Annotated in this window: 16 protein-coding genes; 11 read left to right on the top strand and 5 right to left on the bottom strand. The window is 60.8% G+C overall.

The window, feature by feature from the left end; all coding sequences use genetic code 11:
* The first annotated feature begins 95 nt into the window (after positions 1 to 95).
* The 4 genes from efeU to efeO (ACM6I0_RS09595) are packed head-to-tail and all read left to right on the top strand — an operon-like array spanning position 96 to position 4,307.
* A complete protein-coding gene (gene efeU / locus ACM6I0_RS09610; RefSeq protein ID WP_285434102.1) occupies positions 96 to 935 on the top strand; it encodes an iron uptake transporter permease EfeU in 840 nt (279 codons plus the stop codon).
* A gap of 8 nt (positions 936 to 943) precedes the next feature.
* Positions 944 to 2,164: an iron uptake system protein EfeO gene (efeO, locus tag ACM6I0_RS09605; protein WP_285434101.1), complete on the top strand. Its 1,221-nt coding sequence runs from the start codon at positions 944 to 946 to the stop codon at positions 2,162 to 2,164.
* The gene (gene efeB, locus ACM6I0_RS09600; protein ID WP_285434100.1) at positions 2,161 to 3,459 is read left to right on the top strand and encodes an iron uptake transporter deferrochelatase/peroxidase subunit; all 1,299 of its coding nucleotides are present in this window, start codon (positions 2,161 to 2,163) and stop codon (positions 3,457 to 3,459) included. The genes efeO (ACM6I0_RS09605) and efeB overlap by 4 nt, the downstream gene beginning before the upstream one ends.
* A gap of 23 nt (positions 3,460 to 3,482) precedes the next feature.
* Entirely contained in the window at positions 3,483 to 4,307 is an 825-nt protein-coding gene (gene efeO / locus ACM6I0_RS09595) for an iron uptake system protein EfeO (protein WP_285434099.1), read from the top strand.
* A gap of 136 nt (positions 4,308 to 4,443) precedes the next feature.
* Here efeO (ACM6I0_RS09595) and pssA read toward each other — a convergent pair whose 3' ends face one another.
* Positions 4,444 to 5,787 (bottom strand): CDP-diacylglycerol--serine O-phosphatidyltransferase, encoded by a 1,344-nt coding sequence (pssA, locus tag ACM6I0_RS09590; protein ID WP_285434098.1) that lies wholly within the window; start codon positions 5,785 to 5,787, stop codon positions 4,444 to 4,446.
* Between the two features lie 244 nt (positions 5,788 to 6,031).
* On the opposite strand from pssA, the gene ACM6I0_RS09585 reads away from it, so the two are divergent.
* Together ACM6I0_RS09585 and ACM6I0_RS09580 are read left to right on the top strand one after the other, a co-directional pair.
* Complete coding sequence (locus ACM6I0_RS09585) at positions 6,032 to 6,595, top strand: TetR/AcrR family transcriptional regulator (RefSeq protein ID WP_414922121.1); 564 nt, start codon at positions 6,032 to 6,034, stop codon at positions 6,593 to 6,595.
* A 55-nt stretch (positions 6,596 to 6,650) separates the two neighbouring features.
* Positions 6,651 to 7,127 carry a DUF1348 family protein gene (locus tag ACM6I0_RS09580; RefSeq protein ID WP_222586513.1) on the top strand — a complete coding sequence of 159 codons (477 nt, stop codon included), beginning with the start codon at positions 6,651 to 6,653 and terminating at the stop codon, positions 7,125 to 7,127.
* A gap of 125 nt (positions 7,128 to 7,252) precedes the next feature.
* On the opposite strand, the gene sfnG is transcribed toward ACM6I0_RS09580, so the two are convergent.
* Positions 7,253 to 8,347 carry a dimethylsulfone monooxygenase SfnG gene (gene sfnG, locus ACM6I0_RS09575; RefSeq protein ID WP_285434094.1) on the bottom strand — a complete coding sequence of 365 codons (1,095 nt, stop codon included), beginning with the start codon at positions 8,345 to 8,347 and terminating at the stop codon, positions 7,253 to 7,255.
* Between the two features lie 343 nt (positions 8,348 to 8,690).
* Between sfnG and ACM6I0_RS09570 the strand changes: the two genes are divergently transcribed.
* Entirely contained in the window at positions 8,691 to 9,929 is a 1,239-nt protein-coding gene (locus tag ACM6I0_RS09570; RefSeq protein ID WP_414922120.1) for an acyl-CoA dehydrogenase family protein, read from the top strand.
* 180 nt (positions 9,930 to 10,109) lie between these two features.
* A complete protein-coding gene (locus ACM6I0_RS09565) occupies positions 10,110 to 10,889 on the top strand; it encodes a TSUP family transporter (protein ID WP_414922119.1) in 780 nt (259 codons plus the stop codon).
* On the opposite strand, the gene nudC is transcribed toward ACM6I0_RS09565, so the two are convergent.
* The 3 genes from nudC to ACM6I0_RS09550 form a co-directional block, all read right to left on the bottom strand.
* The gene (gene nudC / locus ACM6I0_RS09560; protein WP_285434091.1) at positions 10,857 to 11,687 is read right to left on the bottom strand and encodes an NAD(+) diphosphatase; all 831 of its coding nucleotides are present in this window, start codon (positions 11,685 to 11,687) and stop codon (positions 10,857 to 10,859) included. The genes ACM6I0_RS09565 and nudC overlap by 33 nt on opposite strands.
* Positions 11,688 to 11,693: 6 nt before the next feature.
* On the bottom strand, positions 11,694 to 12,506 hold the full coding sequence (locus tag ACM6I0_RS09555) for a crotonase/enoyl-CoA hydratase family protein (protein ID WP_414922118.1): 813 nt from the start codon (positions 12,504 to 12,506) through the stop codon (positions 11,694 to 11,696).
* 217 nt (positions 12,507 to 12,723) lie between these two features.
* Positions 12,724 to 13,497, bottom strand: coding sequence for a class I SAM-dependent methyltransferase (locus ACM6I0_RS09550; RefSeq protein ID WP_414922117.1), 774 nt, complete (start codon positions 13,495 to 13,497; stop codon positions 12,724 to 12,726).
* A 193-nt stretch (positions 13,498 to 13,690) separates the two neighbouring features.
* Between ACM6I0_RS09550 and ACM6I0_RS09545 the strand changes: the two genes are divergently transcribed.
* The 3 genes from ACM6I0_RS09545 (at position 13,691) to ACM6I0_RS09535 (ending at position 15,536) form a co-directional block, all read left to right on the top strand.
* Positions 13,691 to 14,221, top strand: a complete 531-nt coding sequence (locus ACM6I0_RS09545; protein WP_285434086.1) for a tetratricopeptide repeat protein — start codon at positions 13,691 to 13,693, stop codon at positions 14,219 to 14,221.
* Positions 14,222 to 14,286: 65 nt separating this feature from the next.
* Complete coding sequence (locus ACM6I0_RS09540) at positions 14,287 to 14,772, top strand: RNA polymerase sigma factor (RefSeq protein ID WP_261985155.1); 486 nt, start codon at positions 14,287 to 14,289, stop codon at positions 14,770 to 14,772.
* On the top strand, positions 14,769 to 15,536 hold the full coding sequence (locus ACM6I0_RS09535) for an anti-sigma factor family protein (protein WP_285434084.1): 768 nt from the start codon (positions 14,769 to 14,771) through the stop codon (positions 15,534 to 15,536). Before ACM6I0_RS09540 ends, ACM6I0_RS09535 begins: the two co-directional genes overlap by 4 nt.
* Positions 15,537 to 15,559: the final 23 nt, after the last annotated feature.

Below are 15,559 nucleotides of genomic sequence, written 5' to 3'. Positions count from 1 at the left end.
AGCTTAGGTTCAGGTAAATAGCAATCAGTTCTATTTGGTAATGAGTGTCATTATGTTACAAATTAGCACCCTATCTAGCTTCGTAACGGTGCTGAATGCTTGTCCCCTTTCTGATCATGCTGCGCGAAGGCATTGAAGCCGCGTTGATCGTTGGCATCATCGCCAGCTACCTGCAACAGACCGGCCGTGGCCAGTGGATGCCCGCCGTGTGGATTGGCGTGTTCCTCGCCGTTGCACTGGCGCTGCTGGTGGGCGGCGGGCTGGAACTGGTCAGTGCCGAATTTCCGCAGAAACAGCAGGAGCTGTTTGAAGGCGTGGTCGGCCTGATCGCCGTTGGCATCCTCAGTTCGATGGTGTTCTGGATGCGCAAAGTGGCGCGTTCGATCAAGCATTCGCTGCACGTGTCCCTCGATCAGGCACTGACCGGCTCCAGGCACCAAGTCACGGCGCTGATCGCCATGGTGTTTTTCGCCGTGGCCCGCGAAGGCCTGGAAACCGTGTTCTTTCTGCTGGCGGTGTTCCAGCAAAGCGAAGGCCCGGCGGCACCGATTGGCGCCCTGCTCGGCCTCATCCTGGCGATCATCGTCGGCTTCCTGATCTACACCGGCAGCATGCGCCTGAACCTCAGTGCGTTCTTCCGCTGGACCGGGCTGTTCATCCTCGTCGTGGCCGCCGGGATCCTCGCCAACTCGGTGCAAGCGCTGCATGAAGCCGGGATCTGGAATCACCTGCAAACGGTGCTGTTCGACTTCAGCGCAACGCTGCCGATGGATGGCCCACTGGGCTCGGTGCTGGCGGGGATGTTCGGTTATCAGGACGCGCCGACCGTCAGCACGCTCGGGGCTTATCTGATCTATCTGCTGGTGGCGCTGGTGATGTTTTTTCTCCCCGCGCCGACGCCCGCTAAACACCCCTCTTCCGCTTCCAGTCAGTAAGGGCTCCCATGCCAAATCCAGCCCCTTCCCAGGCTTCCCCTCCCCGCGCCTTGCGCTGGGCGGTGGCCGGTTCGGTGATCGTGATGATTGCCGCCGGCGGCCTGTTCTACTACGCCTCGCAACGGGCGGCGGCCAAGCGCCAGGCCCACCATGACGAAGTGGTCGTGACCATTCACCCGCACAGCTGCGAGCCGAATGCACTGACGGTGCCGGCCGGTCGAGCCAGTTTCCGCATCGTCAATCGCTCGGACCGTGCGGTGGAATGGGAAATCCTCGACGGCGTGCTGGTGCTCGAAGAACGGGAAAACATTGCGCCGGGCTTGAGCCAGGTGATCAACGCCAACCTGTTGCCCGGCGATTACGCGATCACCTGCGGCCTGCTCAGCAATCCGCGCGGCACCTTGCACGTCACCCCGACGGCCGCGTCAGAGGCTGCCGCCCAGGCCAAACCGTCGATGGTCGCGTTCATCGGGCCCTTGTCGGAATTTCGCGTGTACCTGAGCAGCCAAAGCACGGCGCTGATCAAAGCCGTCAACGCACTTGAACACGCCATTGCTGCCGGCGACCTGAGCCAGGCACAGGCACTGTATGCACCGGCCCGCGCCGCTTATCAACGAATTGCCCCGGCCGCCCAGCGTCTGGCCGAACTGGACAACGCGATCAACGCCCGCGCCGATTACTTCGAAAAACGCGAGCAGGACCCCGCCTTCGCGGGCTTCCACCGCATCGAGTACGCGCTGTTCCAGCAACGCACGCTCGTTGATCTGGCGCCGGTGGCCCAGCGGCTGAGCCGCGATGTCACCACGCTCAAGCAGCAATTGCTCGCCCAGTCGCTGCCACCGGAGCAACTGGTGAGCATTGTCGTGCGCAATCTCAACAGCCTCGCCGAAGTGCGCGCCAGCAGCGGTGAAGAAGAACGCTACAGCCACACCGACCTGAATGGTTTCGCGGCCAACCTCGATGCGACGCGCAAAGTCGTCGACCTGTTGCGCCCGCTGCTGAGCAAGTCCGCCGTCCAATTGCTGCAGAAAGTCGACAGCGCGATCACCGCCCTCGACGCCGACCTCAACGGTTTCAAGCTCAAGGACGGCTACGCGAGCTACGACACGGTCAGCGCCGAGCAGCGCAAACAAATCGCCGACAAGGCCAGGACACTGGCCGACGCACTCGATGGCATCGATCCCGCCCTTGGCCTTTCCGGCCTGTCCGCAGAAGACTCAAACCGATGAACGACTCAGAACACTTCAATCTCCAGCGCCGCCGCGTACTGATGGGCATGGGCGCTGCCGGCGTCGCCCTGGCCGGCGCTGCGCTCAGTTGCCCGGCGATGGCCGCAAGCCCTGCGCAAGTTACCGAAGCGCCGAGCAGCGACAACACCGAAGACCGCCACGCCTTCCACGGCCAGCATCAGACCGGCATCGTCACCCCGCGTCCGGCGTCCGGCATGCTGGTGTCGTTTGATGTGCTGGCCAGCGACCGCCAGGACCTGGAGCGGCTGTTCCGTACACTCAACGAGCGCATCGCGTTCCTGATGAAGGGTGGCCCGGTGGCTCAGGTCGACCCGAAACTGCCGCCCGTGGATTCGGGGATTCTGGGCCCGGTGGTGACACCCGATAACCTGACCATCACCGTGTCGGTCGGCGAGTCGCTGTTCGATGAGCGCTTCGGTCTGGCCGACGTCAAGCCCAAGCGGCTGATCCGCATGGTCGGTTTCCCCAACGATGCGCTGGAAGCCGATTGCTGCCACGGCGACCTGAGTTTGCAGTTCTGCGCCAACACCACCGACACCAATATCCACGCCCTGCGCGACATCGTGAAAAACCTGCCGGACCTGCTGCTGGTGCGCTGGAAACAGGAAGGCAGCGTGCCGCCACAGGCCCCGGCGAAACCCGGAATGCCGGCGCAGAGCGCACGCAACTTCCTGGGTTTTCGCGATGGCTCGGCCAACCCCAATTCCAACGATGCCAAGGCCATGGATCGCATTGTCTGGGTCCAGCCCGGCAGCGACGAACCGGCGTGGGCGGCGAATGGCAGTTATCAGGCCGTGCGGATCATCCGCAACTTCGTCGAGCGCTGGGACCGCACGCCGTTGCAGGAACAGCAAAGCATTCTCGGTCGGGTCAAGAGTTCCGGTGCGCCCATGGGCGGTGCTCATGAAACCGAGGTCCCGGACTATGCCAAGGATCCGGAAGGCAAGCTGACCAGGCTCGATGCGCACATCCGTTTGGCCAACCCGCGCACCGCCGCGAGCCAAGCCAACCTGATCCTGCGCCGGCCGTTCAACTACTCCAACGGGGTGAACAAGAACGGTCAGCTCGACATGGGCCTGCTGTTCATCTGCTACCAGGCCGATCTGCAAAAAGGCTTCATCACCGTGCAAACCCGACTCAACGGCGAGCCACTTGAGGAATACCTCAAACCCGTCGGCGGAGGGTACTTCTTCACCCTGCCGGGTGTGACGGGCGATCAGGACTTCATCGGTCGCTCGCTGCTTGACGCCGCTTCTGCAAAAACAACCGCATAAATACCCCCACACGGAACCGTCATATGAAAAAGTCGCCACTCGCGTTATTGCTGACCCTAGGCTTGCTCAACACTCCGCTTTCGGCTTTCGCAGCGACGGCGCCGATGGATCTGGTGGGACCGGTTTCGGACTACAAGATCTACGTCACCGAGCAACTGGACGAACTGGCCAGCCACACCCGGCAGTTCACCGAGGCGGTGAAAAAAGGCGACCTGGCCACCGCGCAAAAGCTCTACGCCCCAACCCGGGTTTACTACGAGTCCATCGAGCCGATTGCCGAGCTGTTCAGTGACCTCGATGCGTCCATCGACTCCCGTGTCGACGACCACGAAAAAGGTGTGAAGGCGCAAGACTTCACCGGTTTTCACCGCATCGAATATTCGTTGTTTTCCGAGAAGAGCACCCAGGGCCTGGGCGAGCTCGCCGATGGCCTGGACAAGGACGTGAAAGACCTGCAAACCCGCGTGGCCGGCCTGACCTTCCCGCCTGAGAAAGTCGTCGGCGGCGCGGCGGCGCTGCTGGAAGAAGTGGCGGCGACCAAGATCTCCGGCGAAGAAGATCGCTACAGCCACACCGACCTGTATGACTTCCAGGGCAACATCGACGGTGCGAAGAAAATCGTCGACCTGTTCCGTCCGCAGATCGAGAAACAGGACGCCGCGTTTATCGCCAAAGTCGACAAGAACTTCGCCAGCGTGAACCGGGTTCTGGCCAAGTACAAAACCAAGGACGGTGGTTTTGAGACCTACGACAAAGTCAAAGACAACGACCGCAAGGCGTTGGTCGGGCCGGTGAATACGCTGGCTGAGGATTTGTCGACGTTGCGCGGGAAATTGGGTTTGAACTGATTTTTGCAGTGATTTAGCGGGCCCCATCGCGAGCAGGCTCGCTCCCACACTGGATCTGGTTTCAATCCAAATCCCCTGTGGGAGCGAGCCTGCTCGCGATGACATTTTTGCAGGCTACACAGATGCGCGGTAACGCTTACAACATCCGATACAACAACCGTTCAATCCGCACCCGACTGACACGCTTCAAAAACTTGGCCACCGCCGGCGGGTATTCCAGCAAAGTGTCCAGATCCTGATAACGCCCGATGCGGGCGGTGTTCTGGAAAATCTCCCCCAGCTCCTTGCTGCGCGACTCCAGCAGTTCACCTTTCGGATCATCGATCAGCAGCGCGTTTTCCAGGTCGAGGCGGAAGGCGCGCGGGTTGAGGTTGTTGCCGGTCAACAAGGTGTAGCGCTTGTCGATCCACATGCCTTTGAGGTGGTAGGTGTTGTCGCCGTCCTTCCACAAATGCAGGTTGAGCTTGCCGCTGTCGATGCTTTCCTGGTGCCGTTTGGCAAAGCGTCGCAGGCTGATCTCGTAAAGGTACGGCAGCGCCGCGATCACCTTGAACGGCTCGCTCGGCGGGATGTAGAAGTCGTTGGCGGTCTTGTCGCCGACAATGATGTCGATCTTCACGCCGCGCCCCAGGGCCCGGTTGATCTCCCGGGTCACCGCCAGCGGCAGGTTGAAGTAAGGCGTGCAGATGGTCAGCTGATGCTGGGCGCTGGCGATCAACTCGCAAATCACCCGGCTCAACGGATTGTTCTTGCCCACGCCGAGCAACGGGCTCACCGACAACCCGGTTTTCTCCGTGGTGCCTGCCGTGGTGTCGTACGTGGCGTGCTTGAGGCGGCTGCGCAAATCGCCGATGTCGTTGCGCAGGCTGCGGGTGGTCGGCAGGTTCGGCAGATCGAGACGATGCACTGCTTTGGAAGCAATCAAACCGTGCTGGATCAGGTGCTGCATCGAGTCGGCCAGCGCGTGATTCTGCAGCAGGTGATAGCGGTCGTAGCGGTACTTGTCGAATTTGTGCAGGTAAACGTTGTTCAGGCTCGCGCCGCTGTAGATGACACAGTCGTCGATCACAAAGCCCTTCAGATGCAACACGCCGAACAGCTCGCGGGTCTGCACCGGCACGCCGTACACCGGCACCTCACTTTCGTGGGTACGGGTCGCTTCCTGATACCAGGCCGAGTTGCCTGGCTGCTTGCCGGCACCGATCAACCCGCGCTGGGCGCGCAGCCAGTCCACCACCACCACGATATCCAGTTGCGGACGCGCCAGTTTGGCGGCGTGCAGGGCATCAAGGATTTCCTGACCGGCTTCGTCCTGTTGCAAGTACAGCGCGACGATGTAGATGCGCTGAGTGGCACTGGCGATTTTTTCCAGCAGGCAACGTCGAAACTCGGCGGCGCCGGAAAGGATGGTGACGGCATCGGCGGTCAGCGGAAAACTGCGCAGTTTAGGCAGCAGAGAGCGTTTGAAAAGCGACGGCATAGGGCTCGCAAAGGGTCAATTCCGAATAGCCAGAGAGCTTACACCATGGATCCGCTGGGGTCTTGTTACTGCACCGATCGACCGATCATTCCCACGCTCTGCGTGGGAATGCCGCCATGGACGCTCTGCGTCCGCTTCTGAGAGGCGACGCGGAGCGTCGCGGGATGCATTCCCACGCAGAGCGTGGGAACGATCTTCATAAAACCTGTTGACCAAGGAGAACGATCGTTCTACTGTTCGCCACATGAACGAAATCACTAGCAACGACACACGCGACATTATTCTGGATGTCACCGAAAAGTTGATCTACAAAAGTGGCATCGCCGCCACTGGCATGGATCTTCTGGTGAAAACCGCCGGCGTCTCCAGAAAAAGTATCTACCGCTACTTCGCCAACAAGGAGGAGCTGACCGTCGCCGCCCTGCAACGCCGCGATATACGCTGGATGAACTGGTTCAGAACTGCGGTCGATCAGGCTGAAACTCCAGCCGAGCGCCTGCTCAACCTGTTTACAGTGCTCAAAGGCTGGTTCGACTCGGAAGGCTTTCGCGGCTGCGCATTCATTAATACCAGTGGTGAAACCGGTGATCCGCAAGACCCGGTTCGCCGGGTCGCCAAAGACCACAAACAAAAGCTGCTCGACTACGTGCGCGAGCTCTGCACCGACTATGGCGCAGCCGACCCGGAGACGCTGGCCAGACAGCTGCTGATCCTGATCGACGGTGCCATTACCGTAGCGCTTGTGATGGGTGATCACAGTGCCGCCGATAATGCGCAATGCATGGCGCGAAAGTTATTGGACCTGTAACACTTTAATAAGCCCGACAACTTGCCTGAACGTTAATTTGAAAGGGAGACCTTAAATGTCTAACGCTGAAGTTCGTCCGCCATTGCCGCCGTTTACCCGTGAATCCGCGATCGAAAAAGTTCGCCTGGCCGAAGACGGCTGGAATTCCCGCGACCCGGAACGCGTATCGCTGGCCTACACCCTGGACACCAAATGGCGTAACCGCGCCGAGTTCGCTTACAACCGCGAAGAAGCCAAAGGTTTCCTGACCCGCAAATGGGCCAAGGAACTGGATTACCGCCTGATCAAAGAACTCTGGGCCTTCACCGGCAACCGCATCGCCGTGCGTTACGCCTATGAATGGCACGACGACTCGGGTAACTGGTTCCGTTCCTACGGCAACGAAAACTGGGAGTTCGATGAAAACGGTTTGATGGCCAACCGGTTTGCCTGCATCAACGACCTGCCGATCAAGGAAAGTGAGCGCAAGTTCCACTGGCCGCTGGGTCGCCGTCCTGACGACCACCCGGGCCTTTCCGACCTCGGCCTGTAAACCAAATACTGATCGTTCCCACGCTCTGCGTGGGAATGCCTCACCGGACGCTCCGCGTCCGCTTCAGGGACGCGGAGCGTCCCGGGCTGCATGCCCACGCAGAGCGTGGGAACGATCGTGGGTGTTCAGGCGACTGCGGTTTGCGGCTTCACCTGCGCTTTGGCTTCAAGCTCACGCACCAACGGCAACACCCGCTTGCCGAAGTACTCCACTTCTTCCTGAAAGTGCAGGAAGCCGGCCAGCACCAGATCCACACCCACCGCTTTCAACGCCACGATGCGCTCGGCAATCTGTTGCGGCGTGCCGATCAGGTTGGTCTTGAAGCCATCGTTGTACTGCACCAGATCCTCGAAGGTCGACTTGGCCCAGTTGCCCTCACCCTCTGGCGACGCCCTGCCCGCTTGCTTCGCCGCATCGCCGAACGCATTGACCGCTTCCGGATCGGCCTGATCGATGATCTGCGCCAGCACCGCTCGCGCCTCTTCTTCGGTGTCGCGGGCGATAACAAACGCGTTGACGCCGACTTTCACCGAATGGTTGTTGGCCGCCGCCTTGATGCGAATATCGTCGACCTGGGCCTTGATCCCTTCCGGCGTATTACCGTTGGTGAAGTACCAGTCCGACACCCGTGCCGCCATGTCCCGTGCCGCGCGCGAGCTGCCGCCCTGGAAGATTTCCGGCTGGCCCAGAGGCTTGGGCTTGAGGCTGTAATTGTCGAAGCGGTAGAAGTCGCCACGGAACGTGAAGTTGTCCTGGCTCCAGACGCCTTTCAACGAGCGGATGAACTCTTCGGAACGACGATAACGCTCATCGTGTTCCAGCCAGTGTTCGCCAATCGCTTGAAACTCGCCCTTGAACCAGCCACTGACGATGTTCACCGCGATCCGGCCATTGGTCAGTTGATCGATGGTCGCCAGTTGCTTGGCCGCCAACGCCGGTTGCCAAGGGCCTGGCAGGATCGCGGCGATGACTTTGAGCTGGGTGGTCGCGGCCAGCAACGCATGGCTGAAGGCGACGGATTCGTGCTGGAACTCGGCGCCATAACCGGCTGTGAAACGAATCTGCGTCAGGGCGTATTCGAAGCCGGCCTCTTCAGCCAGTTGCGCCAGCTTGCGGTTGTAGTCGATGCCCCAGTGGGTACGTTGTTCGATCTTGCTGACCACCAGCCCGCCGCTGACGTTCGGCACCCAGTAGGCAAATTTGACGGCTTGCTGACTCATTGGTTTGTCCTCGGGACTTTGGGGAAGTCCTTGGGTCAGAGCAGCAACCGTGCCAGCGTGGATTCGTAAATGCCTTGAGCCAAGTGAAATCCCTGTGGGAGCGAGCTTGCTCGCGATTGCGGTGTGTCATTCAACATCTTCATTAGCTGATATACCGCTATCGCGAGCAAGCTCGCTCCCACAAAAATCCGGGTAGGTCTGGGGCAATTTGCTGATGGACTGTTGGTACGGCAACAGTTGCGATGGCTAAAAACTCGTGTAAGCCCGCAATGACGGGCTTCTCAAACTCGGCATGGACCCTGCAATCCCCTTGGCACTCACCGCCGTTCCAAGGAGACGACCCATGACCGAACACCAGATCATCAATCCTCTGTCCATTGGCACTGACTATGAGGCGCTGGCCTCGAGATTCCGGCCGATCTTCCAGCGCATCGCCGCTGGCGCCATTGAACGCGAACAATCGCGCAGCCTGCCGCACGAGCCGATCACATGGCTGAAGGAAGCCGGTTTCGGTGCCGTACGGGTGCCGGTTCAATATGGCGGTGGCGGCGCGTCCCTGCCCCAGTTGTTCGAGCTATTGATCGAACTGGCTGAAGCCGATTCCAACGTGCCCCAGGCCCTGCGCGGGCATTTCGCCTTTGCCGAGGACCGCTTGAACGCACCGCCGGGACCGGGCCGGGACCTGTGGTTCAAACGCTTTGTCGACGGTGACCTCGTCGGCAACGCCTGGACTGAGATCGGCAGCGTGGCGATTGGCGACGTCATCACCAAGGTCTCGCCCCACGGCAATCATTGGCGGCTCAACGGCGAGAAGTTCTACAGCACCGGCAGCCTGTTTTCAGACTGGATCGACGTCTATGCGCAGCGCAGCGACACCGGCGGCGACGTGATTGCCGCGGTCCGCACTCGTCAGCCGGGAATCACCCAAAGCGATGACTGGGACGGGTTTGGCCAGCGCACCACTGGCAGCGGAACGTCACGGTTTATCGACGCGGAAGTGGACGCCGAGAACCTCATCGATTTCGCCACCCGGTTCAAATACCAGACCGCGTTTTATCAGTTGGTGCTGCTTGCCACCCAGGCCGGCATCGGCCGCGCGGCATTGCGCGACGTGGCTCATCAGGTGCGCGAGCGCAAACGCATCTACAGCCATGGCAATGCGGCGCAGGTCAGCCAGGACTCGCAGGTGCAGCAGGTGGTCGGGGAAATCGCCGCCCTTGTGTATGCCGCCGAAGCAACAGCCTTGAAGGCCGCACAACCGGCGCAACGAGCGTATCTGGCGCGGTTCTCGGGTGATGAAGTGCTGGAGCAGGCGGCGAATGTTGCGGCGGAAATCGAATCGGCCAAGGCGCAGGTGGTGGTTTCGGAGCTGATCCTGCGGGCGACCACGCAGCTGTTCAATGCGCTCGGAGCATCGGATGTGCGGGCAGGTAAATCGCTCGACCGGCACTGGCGCAATGCGCGGACGGTCTCGTCGCACAATCCGCTGATCTACAAGGCGCGGATTGTCGGGGATTGGGCGATCAACGGGACAGAGCCGCCGTTTGTGTGGCAGATCGGGAATGGGCCGCAACCTAAGTGATGTAGCGCCGGCATCGCGAGCAAGCCCGCTCCCACAGGGATCTCTACAACACTGGAGATCCCTGTGGGAGCGGGCTTGCTCGCGAAGAGGCCAGACGGGTCGCCGCGAAGTTTGGATATGGGTAAGATATCGGCCCTTCCCCGCAGCCCCTTGCTGCACCCCGCCGAATAAGCCGATTCCATGCCTTTCGAACTCAGCGTTGACCTCACCACCCTGGCCATTCTGGCTATCGTCGCCTTCATTGCCGGTTTCATCGATGCCATCGCTGGCGGTGGCGGTCTGCTGACCACCCCGGCTCTGTTGACCGCTGGCCTGCCGCCGCACCTGGTATTGGGCACCAACAAACTGAGTTCGACCTTCGGCTCGGCCACCGCCAGTTTCACCTTTTACCGGCGCAAGTTGTTCCACCCCAGACAATGGTTACACGCCATCGTCGGCACGCTGGTCGGTGCCCTGACGGGTGCCGTGGTCGCGCATTATCTGCCGGCGGAATGGCTGAACAAGATGCTCCCGGTGATCGTTTTCGCCTGCGGTCTGTACCTGCTGTTTGGCGGCACACCGAAAGCGCCGCTGGACAGCGACGCACCGATCAAGAAAAAGTGGCAATCGACCCAAGGCTTCAGCCTCGGCTTCTACGATGGCGTGGCAGGTCCCGGCACCGGCGCGTTCTGGACCGTCAGCAGCCTGCTGCTTTACCCGATCGACCTGGTGAAGGCCAGTGGCGTGGCGCGCAGCATGAACTTCGTCAGCAACATCGCGGCGCTGTCGGTGTTTGTGTTTTCCGGGCAAGTGGACTGGATCATCGGCCTGAGCATGGGCCTGTCGGTGATGGTCGGCGCATTCTTCGGCGCTCGCACCGCCATCAGTGGCGGTGCGAAATTCATCCGTCCGGTGTTCATCACCGTGGTGCTGGGTTTGACCGTGCGCTTAGCCTGGCAACACTGGTTCAGCGTGGCCTAAACGCCGCGCCACGTAGACGTCGATAAGGTAGCGGGCAATCGAGCGAGACGCCGGCAACGGCGGCAAGTCGTGGACGTTGAACCACTGGGCGTCTTCGATCTCGTCTTCCTGACAGACAATCTCGCCGCCGGCGTACTCAGCATGAAAACCGAGCATCATCGAATGCGGGAACGGCCAGCACTGGCTGCCCATGTACTGGATGTTCTTGACCTCGATCTGCACCTCTTCGCGCACCTCGCGAATCAGGCAGTCTTCGGCCGACTCACCCGGTTCGGCAAACCCGGCCAACGTGCTATAGACCCCGGCCACAAAGCGTGGCGAACGGGCCAGTAGCACTTCATCGCCCCGGGTCACCAGCACGATCATGCTCGGCGAAATCCGTGGGTAATAGCGCAGGTCACACGACTCGCAGTACATCGCCCGCTCACGAGGAACCTGGGTCGCCGCCTGGCCACAGTTGCCACAAAAGCGGTGTTCGCGGTACCAGGTGCCAATCTGCGCGGCATAACCGAGCACTTTGTACACCGTGTGATCACCGTCGAGCATGAAGGCGCGCAGCCCCTTCCAGTTGCACCCCGGTACTTCGCTGTGACTGCTCAATTCCAGCAGATAGACCGGCTCGCCATCCAGATGGCCGATGCCATGCTCGGCAAGGATCGACAGGTCCTGGCGCTTGAGCCATTCGCGTGGGAACAGCGCGCCATTGTCATCGAACATAAAACCTTCGGGACTGCGGGCCACGGCCCAGCCGCCGGGTTGATCGGTGTCCAGTACTGCAGTGGTCCAGCGTGAAGTCATTTTTAATCAATCCAGAAATTCGGGTTTCTGTTTGCTCATATGGGCGGCCATGGCCACGCGCAAATCGGTGGATTGCAGCATGGCGGCGTTCCAGGTGGCGACGTATTCCAGGCCGTCATCGATGCGATGGTCGCGCATGTAGCTGATCATCTCCTTGGTGCCGGTGATCGCAATCGGCGACTTGGCGGCGATCTCGCGGGCAATGCCCATCACGCCGTCCAACAGGCTGGCATGATCGCTGTAGACCCGATTGACCAAGCCAATCGTGCGCGCTTCATCAGCACCAAAGGTGCGACCAGTGTAAGCCAGTTCACGCAGCATGCCGTCACCGATGATCCGCGGCAAGCGCTGTAAGGTGCCGACGTCAGCGGCCATGCCGATGTCGATTTCCTTGATGGAGAATTGTGCATCTTCGGCAGCGTAACGCATATCGCACGCCGCAATCAGGTCGATGGCGCCGCCCAGGCAATAGCCTTGAATGGCTGCCAGAACGGGCTTGCGGCAATGATCAACGGCATTGAACGACGCTTGCAGGGCGAGAATCTTGCGGCGCAGCAAGCGCGCGTTGCGGCCGACGTCCTTGCCCAGTTCATTGGCCACGCCAGCGAGCATCATCAAGTCGATACCCGAGGAAAAATGTTTGCCGGCGCCACTCAAGACCACCACACGAACCTCGTCGGTGTCATCGATCCACTGGAAAATCTCGATGATTTCGCTCCAGAACGCGGCGTTCATCGAGTTGATCTTTTCCGGGCGGTTAATCTGCACATGGGCGATTTTATCGGCCAGTTCGACGGTGAACGCGGTGTACTGAGACATGGCAGTGATCCTTTTACCGGGCAAAAAATGAGGCCCGGACTATAACAAGGCAATGCCTGGGGGAGTAAGGCAGTGGTTCGGCCAAAAGCGGGACTACTCAGGGTTCTGTAGTGTCTGGACTGGCCTCTTCGCGGGCAAGCCCGCTCCCACAGGGATCTCTGCAACCCTGAAGATCCCTGTGGGAGCGAGCCTGCTCGCGATTGGCCGCACCACCCATCTACCTGCCCTTCACCGCCACAAACGCCAAGGTTTCATAAGGCACCGTCACCACATCCTTCCCGCGCAATAGCGCCTCCCCGGCAACCAATGCGCGCAACTGCTCGTCAACCTTCGCTCGCTGCTCCTGCGGCAGCGCCGCGATATAACTGATGGAGCGCACCCGGTTGAAAATCACGTCCTCTGGCGTCCCCGTGTGCGCATGTTTGAAATGCTGCGCCTGCAATGGCCCGAACGCCGGGTGCGGAAAGGCCTGGCGCCAGGCACCGGTGTGAAAGCGCGGCGTATCGCCTTCCAGCGCGTTGACGATCGCATCCAGTTTCGGCATCCAGCTCACGCGGGTATCGCGCAGGTTCCATACCAGCCCCAGTTTGCCGCCCGGTTTCAGCACCCGGGCGATTTCAGTCAGCGCCTCGGGGCTGGCAAACCAGTGAAAGGCCTGGGCGCAGACCACCACGTCCACCGAGGCATCGGGCAGCGGCAGATCCGTCGCCGTGCCGCTGACCGCCAACACATCCGGAAAGGCCAACGACAATTTCTCCAGCATCTGCGCCACCGGTTCCACGGCAATCACCTGCGCCCCGGTCGCCACCAGCCGCCCCGTGAATTTGCCGGTGCCGGCACCGAGGTCGATCACGGTTTTGTGGGCGTTCAATTCAAGGGTGCCCGTCAGCCAGTCAGCCACCTGCGGCGGGTAGTCCGGGCGGCCGCGAACATAGGTGTCGGCGGCCGTCTTATAGCCCGCGGCCGCAGCATGATGGACCTGGTCTTTCATGGCAGTTCTCCCGATGGACAACGAATGCTGTCGAGCATAGCGCCTGGATTTGAGCTTTCCTTGTAAAGATCGACACACAGAAATGAATAATTGTTCACTCTCAGGTGTTCTCTTCATGACGCCCATGAGAATTGCCGCCGGACGCTGGCGGGCGCGGCTCAACTGAAACGAAACTACTTCCGGAGCACCCTTCATGACCTTGCGTTTTGCTGTTTTAACCACCCCGCTGCTGCTCACCGCCGTCTTGTCCGGTTCGTTGGCCTGGGCGCATGGCGATGTAGAAGAACCGGCCAAGCCCAATTGCCCCAAAGGCCAGGTCTGGGACAGCAAGCAACAGAAATGCCTGAGGCAAACCAACAACCTGGTGCCGGACGCCGACCGCACCGACTATGCCTTCCGCCTGGCCAAGGACGGGCGCTACGAGGAAGCCCTGGCCCTGCTCGACACCCTCAAGGAGCCCAACACTGCAAAAGCCCTTAACTACCGAGGCTACGCCACGCGTAAACTGGGGCGTACCGACGAAGGCATTGGTTACTACCTGCAATCGGTCAAACTCGACCCGCAGTATGCGCAAGTGCGCGAATACCTCGGCGAGGCCTATGTGATCAAAGGTCGACTGGACCTGGCTCAGGAGCAGTTGCAGCGGATCAAATCGATCTGCGGCAGCACCTGCGAGGAGTACCAGGACCTGGCCGAAGCCATCAACGATTCATCGAAAACCTGACATAGAGACAAACGGAGGTCGCCATCGCCAGCGATCAGGCAATACGGGCAGAGCTAGGCCAGCATTTGACGCGTTTATGGCGTTACGGCCTGCTGCTGTCCCGGCAACGGCATGTCGCCGAAGACTTGGTGCAAGCCACTTGTGTTCGGGCACTTGAGCGTGCCGGGCAATTTGTCCCGGGTACGCGCATGGACCGCTGGCTGCTGAGCATTTTGCATTCGATCTGGCTCAACGAAGTGCGCTCTAGGCGGGTGCGCCAGGGCCAGGGCCTGGTGGATGCCGACAGCCAGTTGTCGTTTGACGGTGAGTCGGTGGCACAGACCCATGTCCTCGCCGCCCAGGTGATCCGCCGCGTCGATGCCCTGCCCGAGGCGCAACGCGAAACGGTGTACCTGGCTTACGTCGAAGGCTTGTCCTATCGCGAAGTCGCCGAAGTGCTGCAATTGCCCATCGGCACGGTCATGAGTCGACTCGCTGCCGCCCGCGTGAAACTGGCCGAATACCCGCCACTGCACGCGGTACCGAACCCTTCAACTGGAGAACGTCGATGAACGATCGCGCGACACCTTCGGATGAGCAGTTGGTCGCCTACCTGGACAACCAACTCGACGTCGAACAGCGCACGCGTATCGACGCCGCCATCGCCGAAGACTCCGTGCTCAATCTGCGCCTGCAATGGCTGGCACGCAGCAGCTTGCCGTTTCGCCAGGCCTATGACGAACTGGCACAACAGGCGCCTGTCGATCGTCTGCAATCGATGCTCGACACCTTGCCATCGCCTGAACGCCCGGCCGTCAGTCGCCGCTGGTTTCTCGCAGCTGCCGCCGGTCTGGTGGTCAGCGGCGTATTGGCCGATCGCTTGTTCCTCGGCTGGCAACTGAGCCAGCAAAAGAGCAACTGGCGCGGGCTGGTGGCCGACTATATGGCGCTCTACGTGCCGCAGACCCTGGACCACTTGCCCAGCGATGAAGCCACCGAGCGCGCGCAATTGCGCACCATCGACGCCCGACTTGGCCTGAACCTGTCGCCGGCACAAGTGGCCCTGCCCCGGTCCGAATTCAAGCGCGCGCAAATCCTTGAATACGAAGGCGTGCCCATCGCGCAGATTACCTACCTCGACCCGGCACATGGCCCGATTGCATTGTGCGCAACCCGTTCCAACAGCGGCAGCCGACACTTCGCCCATGAACGCCGCCACGGCATGAATGTGGTGTATTGGGCCGACATGGAACACGCCTGGATGCTGATCGGGCACAACCCGGCGACGGAACTGGAGGACATGGCGAAGGTGTTGAGGAGTCGGCTTAGTGCTTGACCCAGGCAGTTGCCGGACCGAGC

It is taken from the genome of Pseudomonas sp. IT-P294 (genome assembly GCF_949767865.1).
Lineage (GTDB): Bacteria > Pseudomonadota > Gammaproteobacteria > Pseudomonadales > Pseudomonadaceae > Aquipseudomonas.
Note: the sequence above shows the minus strand (reverse complement) of the source record. Positions and strands in the feature narration are given on the sequence as shown.

What these genes read in the sequence shown, in the direction of transcription:
- efeU (WP_285434102.1), top strand. Translation starts at nt 96, where the DNA reads ATGCTTGTCCCCTTTCTGATCATGCTGCGCGAAGGCATTGAAGCCGCG.
- efeO (WP_285434101.1), top strand. Translation starts at nt 944, where the DNA reads ATGCCAAATCCAGCCCCTTCCCAGGCTTCCCCTCCCCGCGCCTTGCGC.
- efeB (WP_285434100.1), top strand. Translation starts at nt 2,161, where the DNA reads ATGAACGACTCAGAACACTTCAATCTCCAGCGCCGCCGCGTACTGATG.
- efeO (WP_285434099.1), top strand. Translation starts at nt 3,483, where the DNA reads ATGAAAAAGTCGCCACTCGCGTTATTGCTGACCCTAGGCTTGCTCAAC.
- pssA (WP_285434098.1), bottom strand. Translation starts at nt 5,787, where the DNA reads ATGCCGTCGCTTTTCAAACGCTCTCTGCTGCCTAAACTGCGCAGTTTT.
- ACM6I0_RS09585 (WP_414922121.1), top strand. Translation starts at nt 6,032, where the DNA reads ATGAACGAAATCACTAGCAACGACACACGCGACATTATTCTGGATGTC.
- ACM6I0_RS09580 (WP_222586513.1), top strand. Translation starts at nt 6,651, where the DNA reads ATGTCTAACGCTGAAGTTCGTCCGCCATTGCCGCCGTTTACCCGTGAA.
- sfnG (WP_285434094.1), bottom strand. Translation starts at nt 8,347, where the DNA reads ATGAGTCAGCAAGCCGTCAAATTTGCCTACTGGGTGCCGAACGTCAGC.
- ACM6I0_RS09570 (WP_414922120.1), top strand. Translation starts at nt 8,691, where the DNA reads ATGACCGAACACCAGATCATCAATCCTCTGTCCATTGGCACTGACTAT.
- ACM6I0_RS09565 (WP_414922119.1), top strand. Translation starts at nt 10,110, where the DNA reads ATGCCTTTCGAACTCAGCGTTGACCTCACCACCCTGGCCATTCTGGCT.
- nudC (WP_285434091.1), bottom strand. Translation starts at nt 11,687, where the DNA reads ATGACTTCACGCTGGACCACTGCAGTACTGGACACCGATCAACCCGGC.
- ACM6I0_RS09555 (WP_414922118.1), bottom strand. Translation starts at nt 12,506, where the DNA reads ATGTCTCAGTACACCGCGTTCACCGTCGAACTGGCCGATAAAATCGCC.
- ACM6I0_RS09550 (WP_414922117.1), bottom strand. Translation starts at nt 13,497, where the DNA reads ATGAAAGACCAGGTCCATCATGCTGCGGCCGCGGGCTATAAGACGGCC.
- ACM6I0_RS09545 (WP_285434086.1), top strand. Translation starts at nt 13,691, where the DNA reads ATGACCTTGCGTTTTGCTGTTTTAACCACCCCGCTGCTGCTCACCGCC.
- ACM6I0_RS09535 (WP_285434084.1), top strand. Translation starts at nt 14,769, where the DNA reads ATGAACGATCGCGCGACACCTTCGGATGAGCAGTTGGTCGCCTACCTG.